The sequence below is a fragment of the Salinicoccus sesuvii genome, from assembly GCF_042648145.1.
Taxonomy (GTDB): domain Bacteria; phylum Bacillota; class Bacilli; order Staphylococcales; family Salinicoccaceae; genus Salinicoccus; species Salinicoccus sesuvii.
Genome location: NZ_JBHRWV010000001.1, coordinates 124806 through 141559, shown reverse-complemented (window position 1 = coordinate 141559; position 16754 = coordinate 124806). Strand labels below are relative to the sequence as shown.

The window sequence follows — 16754 nt, the reverse complement described above, 5'->3', positions numbered from 1 at the left end:
AAACTATAGGAGGCATTCATATGTCGAAACTTTACAAATTTACTTTAATACTTTTTTCAATCTGTCTAATGATTACTTTAGTGGTTCCGCAAGAAATTACCCATGCCACAACAAACGATACAAATCACTCGACAAAGCTGGTCATCCATAAAGTAACAGGAGATAGTGTAAAAAAGGGGAATTTTAATCAATTGAGAGGTAAAGAAACACCTGGCGGAACACCGATTTCAAATATTACATTTACACCTTGGAGAGTTGATGAGGCAGATTATAATACTATGATGGCAGATAAAGGAGGCAACTACGATACAAATGAGGAAGTCAGTAAATTACCAAGCGCAAAGAAACTAGGAGATGTAACTACCGGTACCAATGTTGAAGGTGAAGGTACAGCAATTATTAATGATTTAGAAGAAGGGTTATACTGGTTTGTAGAAAAAGAGTCAGCAATTGTCGAGGCATCACACGCTGTTCCTTTCGGACTTGCTTTACCTTTTACAAAAGAAGATGGAAGTGGTTATATGGATGTTCTTCACGTTTATCCGAAGAATACACTAGCACCTACACCAACGATAGATGAAACGATATCAGGAGGTATCAACGGTAAAACGATATCTGCAGATATTGGACAAAACATTGTATGGAACATTCAACCTACGGTTCCCCGAGGCATCGAAGAATACCACAATTATACGATCGTAAGCAGAATCCACAATCATCTGGACTTTGATAAAAAGTCCGTTATCGTAAACTACAATGGTACGACACTGGTTAAAGATAGTGACTATACACTTTCTTTCTCTACTGAGACAAGAGAATTGACAGTTAAAATTCAAAAAGCAGGACTCGAAAAAATTGGTGCTACGTGGAAGGACTCTGATGATCTATCATCGTTGAATATTACGATGAACACCCATATCAATGATCGGGCAGCCATGGGACATTCAATAGAAAATACTTCTAAACTTACTTTTGATAATGGACATGGTATTAGAGCAACCACTACTGTGGGTACACCTCCATCTGTTCATACAGGTGGTAAGAAATTCGTCAAAATGGATGAGAATCTAGATGAAAATGGGAAAAAAGTAGTACTTTCGGGCGCCAAGTTTGTCATTCTAAACAATGATGGAAAATACGTAAAACAAAACCAAGAGAATCACGATGTCACCTGGGTGGACAAGCAAGCGGAAGCGACGATATTTACATCTAATGAAAAGGGAGCTTTTGAAGTAAGGGGTCTCGCTTATAGCAAAGTGGATGGAGATAATGTTATTCCTTATAAATTGAAAGAGATCGAGGCACCTAACGGCTATGCACTGCCCACAGAAACGATTGCAACATTCGTTGTCGATGCAAATTCATATTCCGATAATGCACTGGAAGTCGTAAACAAGAAAATTACGATTCCTGATACCGGGGGCACAGGCACTATCCTCTTCACTGTTGTCGGTCTGGCATTGATGGTACTTGCACTGGTACTCATAAGAAGGAGAAGACAGGCATAACAAACATCATATAGATTAAGGTGGACAGTGTTGTCTGCCTTCTTTCTTTTCAGAATAAAACGGAGGTATAGTATGACTCAGGAAAAAAATCAACATAATCGTAAAAAGAACTTCATTTTCAATCTGATCATTGTTCTCATCTTCCTGATAGGCCTTGGTGTATTGATCTATCCTATGGTCAGTGCGGTCTACTATGACTACCGTGCAAGCGACGAAGTGGCGGACTTTAACGAGGAAGCGAAGCGTCTAAATCAAGATGATATTGACACACGTATAGAAAAGGCGCATGCATACAACCAATCATTGACTGGTCACGAAACTCTGAATGACTTCTACACAGAAGCTGAAGAAGAAGAAGGAAAGGCAATGTACGCTCAGATGCTCGAAGTGAATGAAAAGATGGGTACAGTGGAAATTCCAAAAATCCATCAGGAATTGCCCATTTATGCAGGTACCGGGGAAAGTGTACTGCAAAAAGGCGTCGGACACTTAGACGGCACTTCCCTACCCGTTGGAGGTAACAACACTCATAGCGTTCTGACTGCACATAGAGGATTACCGGATAAGAAATTATTCACAAATCTCGATGATATGGAAATCGGTGATATCTTCTTTGTTCATAATATCAATGAGACGCTTGCGTATGAGGTCGATCAGATTGAAGTGATTGAACCATCGGATTTTGAAAAATTGAGAATTGAAGAAGGGGGTGACCATGTCACGCTTTTGACATGCACTCCATATATGATCAATTCGCATAGGCTCATTGTACGTGGTCATCAAATCGACTATACACCAGAAGTCCAAGAATACCATGAACAAGGAAAAGCACCATGGTGGATGAAGTTCTTCAATGTCTACAAAAACTATGTGATTGGACTTGGAATTGCGATTCTCTTCTTCATACTTTGGCGGGTATGGTTAAAGAAAAAGGGTAAAAACAATGATTAGAAAGTTCGTTGTTACGTTACTTTTCCTTTTTGGACTCTCTATATTCTTATATCCCCCTGTCATGAAGACCTACAATGATTACGCCGCATCCCGTCAGTCGGATGCTGTTTCACAACAGTTTCAAGTCGATTCAGAAGATCAAATGACAGCGCATCAGAATTTCATACATTATAACGCATCTCTTTCGGGCACAAGTACCATAGACAGCCCGCCTGTAGAAGCGAACAAAAATCAGGCAGCGCATCTGGATGCGAACATGGAAAATGTCATCGCAACCATCGATATACCTGCTCTCGACATCCATTATCCGGTGTTTGACAAGGCGACACCAGATAACCTTAATCGCGGTGTCGCCCGTGTAGAGGGAACCAGCTATCCGGTAGGCGGGAAACCGTCCAATAGTGTCCTAGCTGCCCACTCCTATTCACCGGATCATGAGTGGTTCACCCACATCGATAAATTGCGAGATGGTGCCATCGTCATCATCAACAACTTCGAGGAAACCCTCTACTATAAAGTTTCAGGACGAGAGATCGTTTCCCCCTGTCGAAGTGGATAAGCTTGCGATACGTGAAGATCAAGATATGATTACCTTGCTCACATGTACAATATCTGGCGAGGACAGAGTATTGGTCTACGCAGAACGCATAGCCCCGCCGTCACAAGAGGATCTCCAGAGCAGCACGCATGCATCCTCCGATTCACAGTTAGCGCAAGATGGAAACTGGGTGGATGAAGTAAAAATGATCTCTAGTTCCTCATGGATACTCATCCTCGCCCTCCTCCTCCTTATACTCTTTTTCTTGTTCGCAAAAAAGCGGAGGTAGAAGATATTTTCAATAATCGCATTCGTAGAAAAAGGTACAACTCGGCTGAGTTGTACCTTTTAGATTTAATATTCACATTAAATATATTAGACTTCTCTACCCTTCAATCGTGATGCTATCAATGTCTTTAGGAAAATTCGTGAAGACATGGGTAGTATCATCGATATAGAGCATATCCTCGATACGCACACCGCCGAACCCTGCCTTATAGACTCCGGGCTCGATGGTAATCACATGGCCATTTTCAAGTTTATCCGTGTTTTGTGCATCCAGTGACGGTGCTTCGTGCAATCCGAGACCGAGGCCATGACCGATACGATGTGTAAAGTACTCCCCGTAACCATCTTCCATGATTTCGTGGCGGGCCGCTTCATCTAGTGTATTCATCTGTGCACCAACCTGGGCTTTTTTGATACCCATTTCATTTGCCCTAAGCACGGCGTTATAGATCGCTTCTTGTTCTTCGGTCGAATCACCGATGATGAATGTGCGTGTCATATCCGATACATAGCGGTCTTTGGTTACGACACCGAAATCGATAAGCAGAAAATGCCCCGGCTCGACCGTTGTATCTCCTGGAGTTCCGTGTGGCAGTGCTGAATTCTCTCCAGTCAGCACAAGGGGACCAAACGAAACATCCACTGCGCCGTATTCCTTTACTTTCCCTAGCAGGAATTCAGCGATTTCCTTTTCTGTCCTGCCTGAAAGTGGCTCGTTTACAAGATCAGCCAGCGCTTTCTCTGTAATATCGACCGCTTCCTGTAACTTCTCTTTGTCGTCAGCATCCTTCTTACCCCGCAGGCGATTGATCTGTGCTTCGACAGATTTAATCTGGTCTGCGGTATAATTTTCTAGAAGCCTCTGATAACGGTTGTACGTAACATGCCCGCCTTCGATACCGATGCTCTGCGCATCCAATAGATGCTCGAAGATTTGTCCAAAAGGATCTTCTCCGTCACTATATGGCATGTGGTTATCGACCGTCGCCTCATCATTGACCACTTCTTGATCCAGTTCTGGAAACATCAGTACTGTGTCATTCGTTTTTACATCAATCAGCAGGGCGAGCATACGCTCATGGGGTTCAATGAAACACCCTGTAAAGTAAAAGACGTTTGTCGGTTCTGTAATAATGACCGCATCCGTGTCTAGCATGGATGTTAGGTTCTCCACTCTATTCTTGTATTTCTCTGTCATGCTAACCATCCTTTCGCTTTTGTTCTTCATTGCCAATATAACATAGTTTAAGTCGTTACTAATTGCGTCGCACCTGTGCTAATATGATAGCAATATTCTAGGAGGGTCAATCATGCCGCTATCCTTTTTTATAAGAATCCATAGGAAACTAGATCCGACATTTCGGGTTTCACCTTATATTACTATACCGCTCCTATTGATATACACAATGGTTACCGGCAGTTTCGGCCATTTTCTCGGTGGGGAACTGTTTGATGGGAACATCATTTCCAATGTGCCTTTTATTACCACATTGCTGTTGCGCATTACTATCCTTATGGTATATATCACACTCAACCTGCTTTTTTTATATTTCATGATTCGGACATTTAGAAAAAGCCCGGTGCCTATACTATCGCTTCTTTCCTATTATGCAGTATCCGCAACGGTAGTGTTCATCCTTTCAAACTTACTGTTTCTGCTCGTTACAGCAATCAGCCACTTTTTCAATGCGAACGAAGGGCCCCTGCTCATTCTTTTCGGCATTTCGCTTGTCATCATCTTTACGCTGCTCAATCTGTATCCTGGTTATCTGTTCTATCTCGCCATCCGCCAACGACCAATCGATACTTTTTGGCCGCTCATACTCTACGTCATCGGTATCCACATCATCACCTATACCCTGCTCAGATTATGGAATGCAGTCGATTTCATCATTTTATGGCGACTCGATATGATTATGTAAAAACGCTGATCCCCACTTACAGTGAAATCAGCGTTTTTACTCTACTTCCTTATTCAGGTTCTATCGTTCTTATAGGCTTGCAAGGATTGCCGACAGCCACTGTATTCGCTGGTATATCCTTTACTACTACAGAGCCCGAACCGATGACTGCATTTTCTCCGATTGTCACACCTGGATTGACAGTGACATCTGCACCGATCCAAACATTATTGCCAATAGTAATTGGCTTCCCATACTCAAGACGCTGACGCCTCTTCTCCGGATCAATCGGATGACTGGCTGTGACCAGGGAAACATTCGGACCGAGCAGTACATCGTCACCAATTGTTATCTTCGCAACATCGAGCAATACACAGTTGAAATTGGCATAGAAGTTGCGACCTACCTTGATATTAATACCGTAGTCGCAGAAAAAGGGTGGACGGATGATCAGTCCCTCAACGTGATATCCAAACAGCATATCGAGCAGTTGGCCTCTATCGCCGCCGCCTGGTTGGTTGTACTGTTCCACTAAGTTCTGTGCATTTTCCCTCAGGTGAACAAGTGTCGGGTCATCCGAACTATAGTACTCACCCCTTAACATCTTTTCCTTTTCAGTCATGTTGCACACCTCATTCATCAAAAGTCGATTTCACGGTTACTCTGCCGTCTCTAAAGAGTATTTCACCCTTTGCCATGACCATGTCGAGATGGTATTCGGAATCAAACAGCAGTATATCCGCATCATACCCTGATTTCAAATTCCCTTTTTTATCAAGTTTAAGCACATCAGAGGGCTGTTTTGTCACCAGACTGAATATAGCACCAGGGTTGAACTCACCTGATTTCAGGAGAAGCTGGACATTTTCAAGCAGTGTTTTCGGTCGAGCAACAGTCAGACGGGTGAGTCGTCCTGTCTCATCGAAGACCGGCAGGCTGCCATTACCATCTGAGGATAGTGTCAGTCTCTGCATGTCTCCACCGGACTGTTGGAAATGCAAAACATGGGAAACGATATCCGTGTCGGCAGTCATATCCACGTAAGCGCCCCGGTTTGAAAGGCGTGCCGCATCTTCGATGAGTGCACTTGTACGATTGATATGGGTCGGATAAACCTTTTCGGCAGGAATGTCGTACTGGTCAAGCAGTGCGTGCAGAAGTTCCAGCCTCCCCTCGCCTGGTCCCACGTGGAAATGGGTCACGCCCGCTTTGCCGGAAGTCAGTCCGCCGATTCTTGTATCAGCAGCGATCTTTGCCAACTCATGGACATTGGGTTGGCCGGAGCGATGATCAGAAATCGCCACTTCAGCTGTACCGATGACTTTGTCCAAAAGATAGATATCCTTTTGAATGTCTCCCGTCACAGTCGGTACCGGAACGTGGTAATTGCCGGTATACATATAGGCGGTCATACCTTCAGCATCCAACGCCTTGGCTTTTGCATAAAGCGATTCTAAGTGACGGCTCGTCTTGTCTGTACCGATTAACCCGACTGCTGTTGTAATGCCTGCTTCGACGAAGTCTTTGATATCCGTTTCCGGTGTGCGTGTATGATATCCCCCTTCACCACCGCCACCGATGAGATGGACATGTGGATCGACGAGTCCAGGGACAGCCATTTTTCCACTGCCATCAATGATACAAACGTCGAGACCCAAGGTTTCATAGTTTTTCTCATCGATTTCCTGGGAAATCTTTTCGATGCGGTCATTCAAAATGACAATATCTCGTGAACCCAGCGGCTCAGGCGCGTATACATACGCACCCTTCACTATTGTAATCATTGCTTCACCTCTTGAAATCGATCTATTGGAATCAGTCGAGATACTTTTCGAACCAGTCCACGAGATGCGTGAGACGCTCGATTCTCAAGTTCGGCTTTCCTGTACGTGATAGATTATGGTCCGCTTCAGGGAACCGGACAAACTGCGTTTCCTTTTTCTGATACTTGAGTGCAATATATAGCTGCTCAGCCTGTTCGATTGGACATCTGAAGTCGCGCTCACTATGGAGGATCAGCAATGGCGTGCTAATCGCGTCGACATACTTGATCGGCGAATGGTGCCACATCTTCTCGATATCGCTGAACTCCGCTTGGATCTGCCAGTCTGTAAAATAGTAACCGATATCTGAGACTCCACGGAAGCTCACCCAGTTGCAGATGCTGCGTTGTGTGACCGCTGCCTTGAAACGGTCTGTGTGGCCGACGATCCAGTTGGTCATGAAACCACCATATGAGCCACCCGTGACACCGAGGTTATCCTGGTCAATCCAGTCGTATACACCGGTAACGTAATCAACGCCAGCCATGATATCACGATAGTCGCCGCCACCGTAGTCGCCTCTGACAGCATCCACAAATGCTTGAGAGTAGCTGTGTGACCCTCTTGGATTTACAAATAGCACAGCATAGCCCTTTGCAGCAAGTACCTGCATTTCGTGGAAGAAGGAGTTTCCATAAAAAGCATGCGGTCCCCCGTGGATATTGGTGATCATCGGATATTTCGCACCTGTCTCGAACCCAGCCGGCTTCATGAACCAGCCACGTACCTCCGTACCATCTTCACTACTAAACGTGATATCTTCCGGGTCCACAAGTTCCGTTTCATCTGTATATGCCTGATTGACTTGCGTCAGCTGTTCAAGCGACCCACTTTCAAAGTCGTACCTATAGAGTTCGCTTGGAGACGTATGCTTGGAGATTGCGAGAACCGCATACTCATGTGTCGCATCCATGCCAAAGATATGTTGGCGTCCTTCAAGTAGCGGTTTAATCGTTCCTTCTGTGTTACCTTCGTATAGGTTGACACTGCCATTATCCGACACGAGAAAAACAAAACGATCGTTCGAAATCCACGCGACCGGGTTGCTCTCGACCGACTGCTGGGTATCTGCTGCCAGATAATCCCCAACCGGTTTGTCGAGACCTTCTGTGATATGCGTCTTCTCACCTGAGTCGATATCGTACAGATGAAGTTCACCATGCGTTGCATTCTCATACTCTCGGCTCATCTCCACAATGAGCAGTCGCTTCTCGTCTGGGGAAGCGGACACCTTCATGAAACCACCCGCTTCGGCAGGGACTTCCTTCGGTTCATCACCATCTTTTCTGATGTATAAGGTTTCATTGAAATTGAAGTCTGGATCCTCACTCTTATCCGTCGAGTAGATTAGGGTATCGCTGCCGATGGTTTCATGCAGTGTGAAATTTTCATCTCCATCAAGAAGCGTTTCCGATTCTTTCGTATCCAGCTCCACGAATTTTACTGCCTGATATTTCTCCTTGAGCAACCCTACACTATCTGCCTTGTACTTCATGCGGTCGATAACGACGGGTTCTGGCTGTTTATCCTTTTCGGACGTCTCATCCGCATTCTCGTCCGCACCTTTTTCGACCGATACATGGTAGAAGACCTTCTTGCCATCCTTCGAGAACTCGGCGCTGTTGACGCCCCATTTCTCTTTGGTCAGTTGCATCCGTTCTCCACCCGTTGCACGAAGTAGAAATACTTGCGGCTTATCCTCTGCTTTGGCGATGAACAGTGTCCACTGGCCATCTTCAGAATGCCGGACGTTCGATAGACGTTCCTTTTGGTATGTAAGCTGTTGCAGAGATTCATCCTGAACCCTGTATAAATTAGTGATATAGTCGTTCTTCTCCTCATCAAGATGCGTCACCAGTGTCGTGAACTGATGATCCGATGCCACTTTCGGCGAAGATACCGATCTGATTTTAAAAATATTTTTTATATCTGCTTTCTGTGCCACTGTGATTCCCCCTCGATTTTTAAAAAACTGAATTTACAGCCTTTTTATCATTTTATCATGGGGCAGGGGAATTTCATACTCTCCCGCAGCTAGGGGCGGGAGACAAGCATTCTCTTATACATAAGGAAAATGAAGAGCGGCACCGCCGAAATCATGACCATGACACCGGTTGGAATCTGCACGGGCGCGATGATGGTGCGACCGATGGTGTCGACCACAACGATATAGAGTGCGCCATAGAGTGAAGATAATATGAGCAGTGGCCGAAACATAAGTGGCTTGAAATAAAGAATCATCTGGGGGACAACGATGCCGACTAGGGCCACCATACCCGTGAAGCTGATGGCGATGAGTGGAGGAATTGAAGCAGTGATGAGCAGCAGTGGCCGTACTTTCTGGACCTCCACACCGAGACTGTACGCCCGCACATCACCAAGATTGAGTAGGTCTAGTGCCCGTCCACTGCGATGCAGTATCATTCCAGCTACGAAAGTCAGTGTTGCCGTCATAAACAGAACGTCGTAGCTTGCGCCGGAGAGGGAGCCAAACATGTAGCGCGCAATCGATTCCGTCTGGTCAGGGGCAATCAGAACGATGATATATAACACACCGCTCATCATCGCACCGAGCAGGACACCGATGATGATAAGCGTTTCGGGACGATAAGCTGTGTCCAGACGACGCGCAGCCAAAAGAACGATGGAAAGGGCCAACAATCCGGCGATAATACTTAAAAATGGGCGCAAGAATAGCGGCAGTGTGGTTATCACTGCCGCAGCACTGCCAAGAACCGCAGCATTGGCCATACCAAGCGTAAAACTATCGGCCATTGGATTGCGTAATATGACCTGGAAGACTACTCCGCTCATTGCAAGCGCAGCACCGAGTACTCCAGCAAACAACACACGCGGTAGCCGGATATCGAAAATAATGGTTTGCCACTGGGATGCCGTCAGCTCAGAAAGATTGGCTGAACCGATGAATAGGCTGGATACCAAAGAAAGAAGAATGAGCAAGGAAAGTAACACTACATGCCTACTCATAGGCACAGCGTCCAACTGCCTTCAGTCCCTCGCCAATTCTAGGACCGGGGCGTGACAGCAGTTCTGGCGCTATGTTGCACTGATTCTCCGTTTCACTGATGGCAAGTTCAGAAAATCCGGATGTGTTTTCCACAGATTCTGCAAGAGCGTCATCCTCCATCCCCATGATAGAGATCAGCTTATCTGGATTGCGTTCGACGACGTCTTCTGCGCTGACTGCTGGGTAGCCTTCTAAATCGCTAAAGGCGTTATCGATATGGATTTTTGATAGGGCATCCGTGATGAACGTATTCCCACCTGCAGTATAGAGTTCAGGAGGTGGCGAAATATGAACGAAGGCGTTCAATGATTCATCGCGGTCTTCGAAAATGGTACTTTGGATGTTGATGTCGCGTTCAATGCTTTCATTCAGCCTTTGAGCAGATGTTCTTTCATTTAGAAACTCACCGATATCTGAAATCGACTGGTAGATGCCTTCAATGGATTGTGCATCAGTAACGATGAGCACTTGAGCATCAGTGGCTTCAGCAACCCGGTCCATTGTATCCCCGTAGACAGAAGCTGCGGATTCATGGGCCAGAATATGCGTGGGTTCCAAACTGATAAGGGTTTCCTCGTCCAGTTCGAACGCATTCAACCGAGTCAGGTCGGTATTATCTACAATCGATTCCGGATAGTCATCTTCTGTCGTTACAGCAACCAGTTTATGCTCAAGCCCCATTTCTACAGCAATTTCTGTATTGCTCGGAATGAGGGAGACGATGCGCTGAGCTTCAAATGGAGTGTTCTCAACACCTTCTTCCACTGAATTACATCCGGTCATTATAAACAGAAGAGCTAGGATAAACACGCCATATCTGTTGTTCATATCTGTCACTTCCTTAGTTGTTTTATATCTAGATATGTAAAACCCCCACCATCAGGCAGGGGCTGTGGACTACATTTGTTCCGGAGCAGAGACGCCAATCAGACCGAGCGCATTTTCAAGGGTCTGTCTGACTGCTTCGATCATGAGCAGGTAGGCTGCCGTTTTGGCTGCATCATCTGTCAGTACTTTATCTGCATTGTAGAATTTGTGGAACGCCGCAGCGAGTTCCTGAATATAGTTCGGAATGCGGTGTGTCGCACGGTTCTCTGCTGCACTCTTTACGACGTTTGAGAAGTCAGCAAGCTTCTTCAACAGTTCTAACGCCTGGGTGTGGACGATGGCATCGAGATCTGCATCCTTATCAAGCGTGTAGCCGGAATTCTTCGCTTGGCGCAAGATGGAGCAGATGCGTGCATGGGCATACTGCGCGTAGTAAACAGGGTTGTCGCTCGATTCGGATTTCGCAAGCTCAAGGTCAAAATCGAAATGCGTATCCGCGCTGCGCATCGCAAGAAAGTAGCGGCTGGCGTCGACACCGATCATGTCGATGATATCGCGCAACGTGATGGCCTTTCCTGTACGTTTGCTCATTTTGACCTCTTCACCGTTTTCGATGAGGCGCACCATCTGCATGATCTGGATCTCTAGAAGTTCCGGTGATTCGCCGAGTGCACCGAGCGCGCCTTTCAGACGCTTGATATAGCCGTGGTGATCTGCACCAAACAAGTTGATCAGCTTATCATAGCCACGCCCAACCTTATCAAAGTGATAAGCCACATCCGGCATGAGATACGTGTACGTTCCGTCCTGCTTCCTGAGGACGCGGTCCTTATCGTCACCGAAATCAGTGGTTCTCAGCCACAAGGCACCATCCGCTTCATACGTATAGCCGTTCTCGGTCATCTTCTCGAGCGCTTTGGTGATCTCATTCTTCTCGTAGAGGCTTGTTTCACTGAACCAGTTGTCGAAATGAACATTGAAATCGTAAAGATCTTGCTTCAGCTTCTCCATTTCAAAATCGACACCCATCTGACGGAACATTTTTACGCGATCCTCTTTGGAAGTATCGAGCAGCTCAGGTGACTCTTTTGCGAGTCTTTCGCCGATGACTTGGATATCCTTGCCCATATAGCCGTCTTCAGGCATGTAGAGCTCCTGACCGAGTGCTTCGAGATAACGTGCTTCGATGGACAGGGCCAAGTTCTCGATCTGATTACCGGCATCATTGATATAGTATTCACGTGTAACGTCATACCCCGCAAAAGCCATGACGTTCGCCAGTGTATCCCCGACACTCGCATTCCTTGCGTGTCCGATGTGGAGGTCGCCTGTTGGATTGGCACTGACATACTCGATCAGTACTTTTTCTGGATGCTCGACTGTTGTACTGCCGTAGCGACCCTTCTCCTCAAGCACTCTGCGGATAATATTCGTCAAAGAGGCTTCGTCCATCGTGAAATTGATGAAGCCAGGCCCTGCAATCTCAGCAGACTTTACACTCGCTGCACCGTGATCGAGATGATCGATGACCGCCTGTGCAATCTCTCTTGGGTTGCGCTTTGCTTCTTTTGTAAGCACCATGGCAATATTGGTTGAAAAATCCCCGTTCGCCTTCTCCTTCGGTACTTCCACTTTGACCGGTGGTACGATCTCCACCAGGCCGGTATTTTTAACTGCTGCTTCAATTGCTGTTTTCAGCTGCTCCCTCAAATCCATCAATTACCCTACTTTCCTGATTTTATAGTGATAGTCGCCAAGTTTGCCGTCCAGGTCGTACAGCTCGTAGTGGATATCAATTTCAGACCCATCAATATCCAGTGCTGTGGTCATGATACGAAAGTGGTGTTTTCCTGCCGGAGACTCGTAATAAGTGTCCGTCGTCTCTCCCTGCCGGAAATGAAAATTCATGTTGATGATTCCCCGACGCTGAATTTTGATGTAGTCCACCCCGACGCGGACGACCACATCAATCTCGTATTCATCGAGCTGTTCAGTATAGCGAAGGTAGCGATCATTGCGATCAATCACTTCAGCATTGACCGTCTGCTCATAACGTTTTCTATCGCCTGCCATATCGACAACTTGATTGATCTTGTATACTGCTTCATTATTCTCCATTTTATCACCTTCAAGTAAGATAGATTATAACATACGTCAAAGGTCTAGACTATATCTGAAGGAGTGTTGTCGCAATCGTGAAGTAGATGGTCAGACCAATGATGTCATTCAGTGTGGTGATGAAGGGACCACTGGCTACGGCGGGATCTATCTTAAGCTTGTTGATGATGATTGGAAGGATGCTGCCGATTACTGTTGAAAAGCTGAGCGTCAGCAAAAGAGACGCACCCACTACAAATGCCAGCCATGCCTCCTGGTAGATCAGCATGATCAAAACGACGATAACAATCGCACTCGAGAGACCAACCAGCACACCGGTGCCAAACTCGCGCATCAGTGTGCGCCAGAGGCCGTGTTTCTGGTATTCACCAGTCGAAATCGTCCGTACCATCACCGCAAGGGACTGCGTTCCCGTATTACCCGCGGCGTCCATAACAAGCGGGATGAAGAAGGAAAGGAGGACGACAGACTCCAGTGTTTCCTCGAACGCGCCAATAACATTTGCCGTAATGAGGCCAAGAAACATCAGCAGCATAATCCAAGGTGCTCGCTTACGTGCTGCCTTAAAAGACGAAAGATTCATGTCAGTCGTCCCTCTCGATGCCGTCAGCTCACCAACGTCTTCAGTTGCTTCAAACTCAATGACGTCGATGATATCATCGACTGTTATGATGCCGAGAAGCTCATTATTTGTTCCCACTACCGGCACCGAGATGACATCATAATCCTGAATGATATGTGCCACTTCTTCCTGATCCATGTCTGCCGGTACCGTGCGTATATTTGTATCGCATATGTCCATCAGTTTTGTGGAATGTTCTGCCATGAGCAGATTGCGTAGGGATACTAGTCCAACGAATGCATGATCTCTATCAACGATATAGATGAAGTAGACCGCTTCATATGTGTCTGTATGTTCGCGCAGTTTTTGGATTGCCTCCGCTACATCGGCTTCCGGAGCTGCCATTATGAATTCCTTCCTCATGATGCTGCCTGCACTATAGGATGGATAGGCGAGAAGCTCCTGCATATGCTTGCGTTTGCTTGCATCCATACGCTCTAGAATATCATTCTGCTCCGTACTCTCCATCGGTTCGATAAAACGTCTGACATCATCAGAAGCCAACCGGTCGAGCATGCGAATACGATAGGCTTCATCCATTTCGCGATAAAGACGCACCTGTTCATCCCGTGAAAACCATTTGAACACTTGAGCAGTCATCTCAGGCGGGATTAGACTGAACACTTTCCTTTGCCTGTCAGTATCAAAAGACCTAAGTACCTGGTACTGCTCATTGCTATGTAGATTGGAATATGCAGTGATAAAGGTAGAAGCATCCATGTCCAGCTTGCTTTTCCAACTTTCTAAGGTTTCCCTATCCAGTCGATTCTTGACTTCTTTCATTTCTGCTCCTCCTTGGCTGTTCTGTATAGTGACAATACCCCCGAAATAGACATATTAAATAAAAAAAAGTGACCAGGATCTCTCCTGGCCACCGTGTCCTAGTTATACCATGTATAACTAGCTTTATTTTATATTCCGAGCATACAATCTGCAATCGTTTTCGGGCTTTGACACAATACCGTCACATTTAGTCATCCTTCATCTCTGCTTGCAGTGCAGTCGAGTTCTCCCATATCTCTTTATTGTGGGATTGGAGGAACGATTTCAGAGAGGAACGGCTTTCTGAATCCATTTCATTGAGATCGATTTTACCCTTCATGGAACGGTCCATCATATTGACATGCTCAGGCATGAGTTTGTAGCCGCGTCGCTTTGTACGATTGACCATTTCAAAACAGGCAGCTACGCCGCTATAGACGGGACCTGTTTTAAGACGCTCAACCGTCACCCATACAAGCCAATAGGATTTCGCATCTTCGCCCTCGACTTCAGATTTGTCAGTGACCCACTTGACGCGCCTTTCGACTTCAGCACGCGCATGCAAGCCTCCCATATCTATGAACACTTCTTGGGTGTCGACCGCTACATAAACCGGCGCCACATTCTCGAGGCTGATCGAACCGATATTCTGCCCCTTATGTCCGTCGAGCGGATCATTGTTAATGATATTGAATTTGAACCCCGGCTTCTTACCGTTAGAGTCGTTCGTCATATTATCATACTCCTATGCCAATTCGTTAAGTAGATTTATAATTTCGCCTTTGACTTCGAGATCCTCTATCTGAAGAATTTTCTCCTTCGGATAGTAGAGTTTCGAATCCATCCGGTGGACGCCTGTAATGCTGTGGATAATGGCCGACTGTGTGCTGATTTCCCGCAATTCCCCATTGTTACGCTTCAAATGAATCGGTCTTCTGTTACTTTTTGATCCTGGGCGATCGTAGTCGTACGGCAAATCCGAATAGGAATCACTGAAGAAATAATATTCTGGCGGAATGCCAGCCTTCTTGAACAAAGCCTCGAGTTCCGAGAGCGTAATGACCGATCCGTCGAATGGCAAATACTTAAAAAGATCGCGGTTGACAAAGCGATGAGCCAAGTCACTTAAGATTTCATCATCTTCATGGATCCATTCCTGTAGATAGAAGTTGACCACCATCTCATCGAGACGCAGATAATCATCGACCGATACGTCGCCTGTGAAGAACGGGATGAAGTATTTCGGCGCCTGCTTGAACTCATAACCTTCCTCATGGAGATACTTAGCACGTTTCAGTGCGAGATCAAGTAACACCTCGCCACCTCTTGAGACTGGATGGAAATAGATCTGCCAGTACATCTGATAGCGGCTCATCAAATAGTCTTCGACTGCATGCATGCCGCTTTCTTTGATGATGATCTCTTCCTTGCCAGGCCGCATCACACGAAGTATACGCTCCATGTCAAAGTTACCGTAGCTGACACCGGTATAGTAAGAGTCCCTTTGCAGATAATCCATCCGGTCAGCATCAATCTGGCTTGAAATCATACTGATGACCAGTTTGTTTTCGTGCGTCTTATCAATCACCTTCGCCACTTCAAGTGGGAAATCGATGCTCACTTTCTTGAGTACCGCGTTCACTTCCGTATTCCCAAGGATGATTTTGCGTGTAAACTCTTCATGATCGGTATCAAATATTGTTTCAAAACAATGCGAGAAAGGTCCATGCCCGAGATCGTGAAGCAAGGCTGCAGCCAAAGCTAAGAGACGATCGTCATCATTCCACTCTTTAAACTCTTTGAAGTTGACGACCATGCGCCTTACAATTTCGTATACGCCGAGCGAGTGATTGAACCTTGAATGCTCAGCGGAATGAAAGGCCAGATACAATGTGCCCAGCTGTTTGATTCTTCTCAAACGCTGAAACTCCTTCGTCTTGATCAAATCCCAAATTACTTGATCACGCACATGAATATACCGGTGTACCGGGTCTTTAAAGACCTTTTCTTCTACAAGCTGTTTTTTCCCATATTCATCCATTGTCATCCGAGTGGCCTCCCTTGCCATTATAATATCATAAAAAATAAGGGCTACCAAAGATAGGCAACCCCGCACAGGTACTGGATTTCGGAAACATCAGTCTTCGTTATCGAGCGGCTCCTTGTCATCCTTCTGCTGCTGTACATCTTCTACTCTTTCCGCTTCTTCCTTATTGGCTTGTTCAGGGGGATTGTCCGGTGCGACATCCTCTTTAACTTCACCTTCCGGTCCACGTTCGTCTCTATCTTTAAGTTGTGCTTCATCTTCTTTAGTCGTCATTCTATTCTTCTTTTCATCAGCCATCATGATCCACTCCTTTTTGTGTATATTCCACCTCTACAAAAGG

16 protein-coding genes are annotated in these 16754 nt (G+C 46.0%); 4 read left to right on the top strand and 12 right to left on the bottom strand.

The genetic code is table 11. The features are described from left to right. Window positions 1-20: 20 nt before the first annotated feature. The 3 genes from ACFOJ8_RS00800 to ACFOJ8_RS00790 all read left to right on the top strand — a co-directional run bounded on the left by ACFOJ8_RS00800 (window position 21) and on the right by ACFOJ8_RS00790 (window position 3018). Window positions 21-1508 (top strand): SpaH/EbpB family LPXTG-anchored major pilin, encoded by a 1488-nt coding sequence (locus ACFOJ8_RS00800; RefSeq protein ID WP_380651356.1) that lies wholly within the window; start codon window positions 21-23, stop codon window positions 1506-1508. A gap of 72 nt (window positions 1509-1580) precedes the next feature. Continuing rightward, window positions 1581-2459: a class C sortase gene (locus ACFOJ8_RS00795; RefSeq protein ID WP_380651353.1), complete on the top strand. Its 879-nt coding sequence runs from the start codon at window positions 1581-1583 to the stop codon at window positions 2457-2459. A 61-nt stretch (window positions 2460-2520) separates the two neighbouring features. Further along, on the top strand, window positions 2521-3018 hold the full coding sequence (locus ACFOJ8_RS00790; protein WP_380659867.1) for a sortase: 498 nt from the start codon (window positions 2521-2523) through the stop codon (window positions 3016-3018). 364 nt (window positions 3019-3382) lie between these two features. Here the strand turns inward: ACFOJ8_RS00790 and ACFOJ8_RS00785 are convergent, their stop codons facing one another. Continuing rightward, window positions 3383-4483: a M24 family metallopeptidase gene (locus tag ACFOJ8_RS00785; RefSeq protein WP_380651347.1), complete on the bottom strand. Its 1101-nt coding sequence runs from the start codon at window positions 4481-4483 to the stop codon at window positions 3383-3385. Window positions 4484-4595: 112 nt separating this feature from the next. Here ACFOJ8_RS00785 and ACFOJ8_RS00780 point away from each other — a divergent pair, with 112 nt between their 5' ends. Then, window positions 4596-5207, top strand: coding sequence for a hypothetical protein (locus ACFOJ8_RS00780; protein WP_380651344.1), 612 nt, complete (start codon window positions 4596-4598; stop codon window positions 5205-5207). 49 nt (window positions 5208-5256) lie between these two features. Here ACFOJ8_RS00780 and ACFOJ8_RS00775 read toward each other — a convergent pair whose 3' ends face one another. The 11 genes from ACFOJ8_RS00775 to ACFOJ8_RS00725 all read right to left on the bottom strand — a co-directional run bounded on the left by ACFOJ8_RS00775 (window position 5257) and on the right by ACFOJ8_RS00725 (window position 16711). Then, window positions 5257-5808, bottom strand: a complete 552-nt coding sequence (locus tag ACFOJ8_RS00775) for a sugar O-acetyltransferase (protein WP_380651341.1) — start codon at window positions 5806-5808, stop codon at window positions 5257-5259. Window positions 5809-5818: 10 nt separating this feature from the next. Then, window positions 5819-6970 carry a beta-aspartyl-peptidase gene (gene iadA / locus ACFOJ8_RS00770; protein WP_380651338.1) on the bottom strand — a complete coding sequence of 384 codons (1152 nt, stop codon included), beginning with the start codon at window positions 6968-6970 and terminating at the stop codon, window positions 5819-5821. Between the two features lie 31 nt (window positions 6971-7001). Next, window positions 7002-8954 carry a S9 family peptidase gene (locus ACFOJ8_RS00765; protein ID WP_380651335.1) on the bottom strand — a complete coding sequence of 651 codons (1953 nt, stop codon included), beginning with the start codon at window positions 8952-8954 and terminating at the stop codon, window positions 7002-7004. 89 nt (window positions 8955-9043) lie between these two features. After that, a complete protein-coding gene (locus ACFOJ8_RS00760; RefSeq protein ID WP_380651332.1) occupies window positions 9044-9997 on the bottom strand; it encodes a FecCD family ABC transporter permease in 954 nt (317 codons plus the stop codon). Further along, window positions 9990-10865, bottom strand: a complete 876-nt coding sequence (locus tag ACFOJ8_RS00755) for an ABC transporter substrate-binding protein (protein WP_380651329.1) — start codon at window positions 10863-10865, stop codon at window positions 9990-9992. Before ACFOJ8_RS00755 ends, ACFOJ8_RS00760 begins: the two co-directional genes overlap by 8 nt. Before the next feature lie 69 nt (window positions 10866-10934). Then, window positions 10935-12581 carry an arginine--tRNA ligase gene (gene argS, locus ACFOJ8_RS00750; protein WP_380651327.1) on the bottom strand — a complete coding sequence of 549 codons (1647 nt, stop codon included), beginning with the start codon at window positions 12579-12581 and terminating at the stop codon, window positions 10935-10937. Window positions 12582-12584: 3 nt separating this feature from the next. Further along, window positions 12585-12983: a DUF1934 domain-containing protein gene (locus ACFOJ8_RS00745; protein WP_380651324.1), complete on the bottom strand. Its 399-nt coding sequence runs from the start codon at window positions 12981-12983 to the stop codon at window positions 12585-12587. A 49-nt stretch (window positions 12984-13032) separates the two neighbouring features. Beyond that, window positions 13033-14388 carry a magnesium transporter gene (gene mgtE, locus ACFOJ8_RS00740; protein WP_380651322.1) on the bottom strand — a complete coding sequence of 452 codons (1356 nt, stop codon included), beginning with the start codon at window positions 14386-14388 and terminating at the stop codon, window positions 13033-13035. A gap of 187 nt (window positions 14389-14575) precedes the next feature. After that, entirely contained in the window at window positions 14576-15100 is a 525-nt protein-coding gene (locus ACFOJ8_RS00735) for a YwhD family protein (RefSeq protein WP_380651319.1), read from the bottom strand. A 12-nt stretch (window positions 15101-15112) separates the two neighbouring features. Further along, complete coding sequence (locus tag ACFOJ8_RS00730) at window positions 15113-16414, bottom strand: HD domain-containing protein (RefSeq protein ID WP_380651316.1); 1302 nt, start codon at window positions 16412-16414, stop codon at window positions 15113-15115. A 90-nt stretch (window positions 16415-16504) separates the two neighbouring features. After that, window positions 16505-16711 carry a hypothetical protein gene (locus ACFOJ8_RS00725; RefSeq protein ID WP_380651313.1) on the bottom strand — a complete coding sequence of 69 codons (207 nt, stop codon included), beginning with the start codon at window positions 16709-16711 and terminating at the stop codon, window positions 16505-16507. Window positions 16712-16754 lie beyond the last annotated feature (43 nt).

Excerpts from the sequence above, each read along its gene's own strand:
- ACFOJ8_RS00800 (WP_380651356.1), top strand. The coding sequence starts at position 21 with ATGTCGAAACTTTACAAATTTACTTTAATACTTTTTTCAATCTGTCTA.
- ACFOJ8_RS00795 (WP_380651353.1), top strand. The coding sequence starts at position 1,581 with ATGACTCAGGAAAAAAATCAACATAATCGTAAAAAGAACTTCATTTTC.
- ACFOJ8_RS00790 (WP_380659867.1), top strand. The coding sequence starts at position 2,521 with ATGAAGACCTACAATGATTACGCCGCATCCCGTCAGTCGGATGCTGTT.
- ACFOJ8_RS00785 (WP_380651347.1), bottom strand. The coding sequence starts at position 4,483 with ATGACAGAGAAATACAAGAATAGAGTGGAGAACCTAACATCCATGCTA.
- ACFOJ8_RS00780 (WP_380651344.1), top strand. The coding sequence starts at position 4,596 with ATGCCGCTATCCTTTTTTATAAGAATCCATAGGAAACTAGATCCGACA.
- ACFOJ8_RS00775 (WP_380651341.1), bottom strand. The coding sequence starts at position 5,808 with ATGACTGAAAAGGAAAAGATGTTAAGGGGTGAGTACTATAGTTCGGAT.
- iadA (WP_380651338.1), bottom strand. The coding sequence starts at position 6,970 with ATGATTACAATAGTGAAGGGTGCGTATGTATACGCGCCTGAGCCGCTG.
- ACFOJ8_RS00760 (WP_380651332.1), bottom strand. The coding sequence starts at position 9,997 with ATGAGTAGGCATGTAGTGTTACTTTCCTTGCTCATTCTTCTTTCTTTG.
- ACFOJ8_RS00755 (WP_380651329.1), bottom strand. The coding sequence starts at position 10,865 with ATGAACAACAGATATGGCGTGTTTATCCTAGCTCTTCTGTTTATAATG.
- argS (WP_380651327.1), bottom strand. The coding sequence starts at position 12,581 with ATGGATTTGAGGGAGCAGCTGAAAACAGCAATTGAAGCAGCAGTTAAA.
- ACFOJ8_RS00745 (WP_380651324.1), bottom strand. The coding sequence starts at position 12,983 with ATGGAGAATAATGAAGCAGTATACAAGATCAATCAAGTTGTCGATATG.
- mgtE (WP_380651322.1), bottom strand. The coding sequence starts at position 14,388 with ATGAAAGAAGTCAAGAATCGACTGGATAGGGAAACCTTAGAAAGTTGG.
- ACFOJ8_RS00735 (WP_380651319.1), bottom strand. The coding sequence starts at position 15,100 with ATGACGAACGACTCTAACGGTAAGAAGCCGGGGTTCAAATTCAATATC.
- ACFOJ8_RS00730 (WP_380651316.1), bottom strand. The coding sequence starts at position 16,414 with ATGACAATGGATGAATATGGGAAAAAACAGCTTGTAGAAGAAAAGGTC.
- ACFOJ8_RS00725 (WP_380651313.1), bottom strand. The coding sequence starts at position 16,711 with ATGGCTGATGAAAAGAAGAATAGAATGACGACTAAAGAAGATGAAGCA.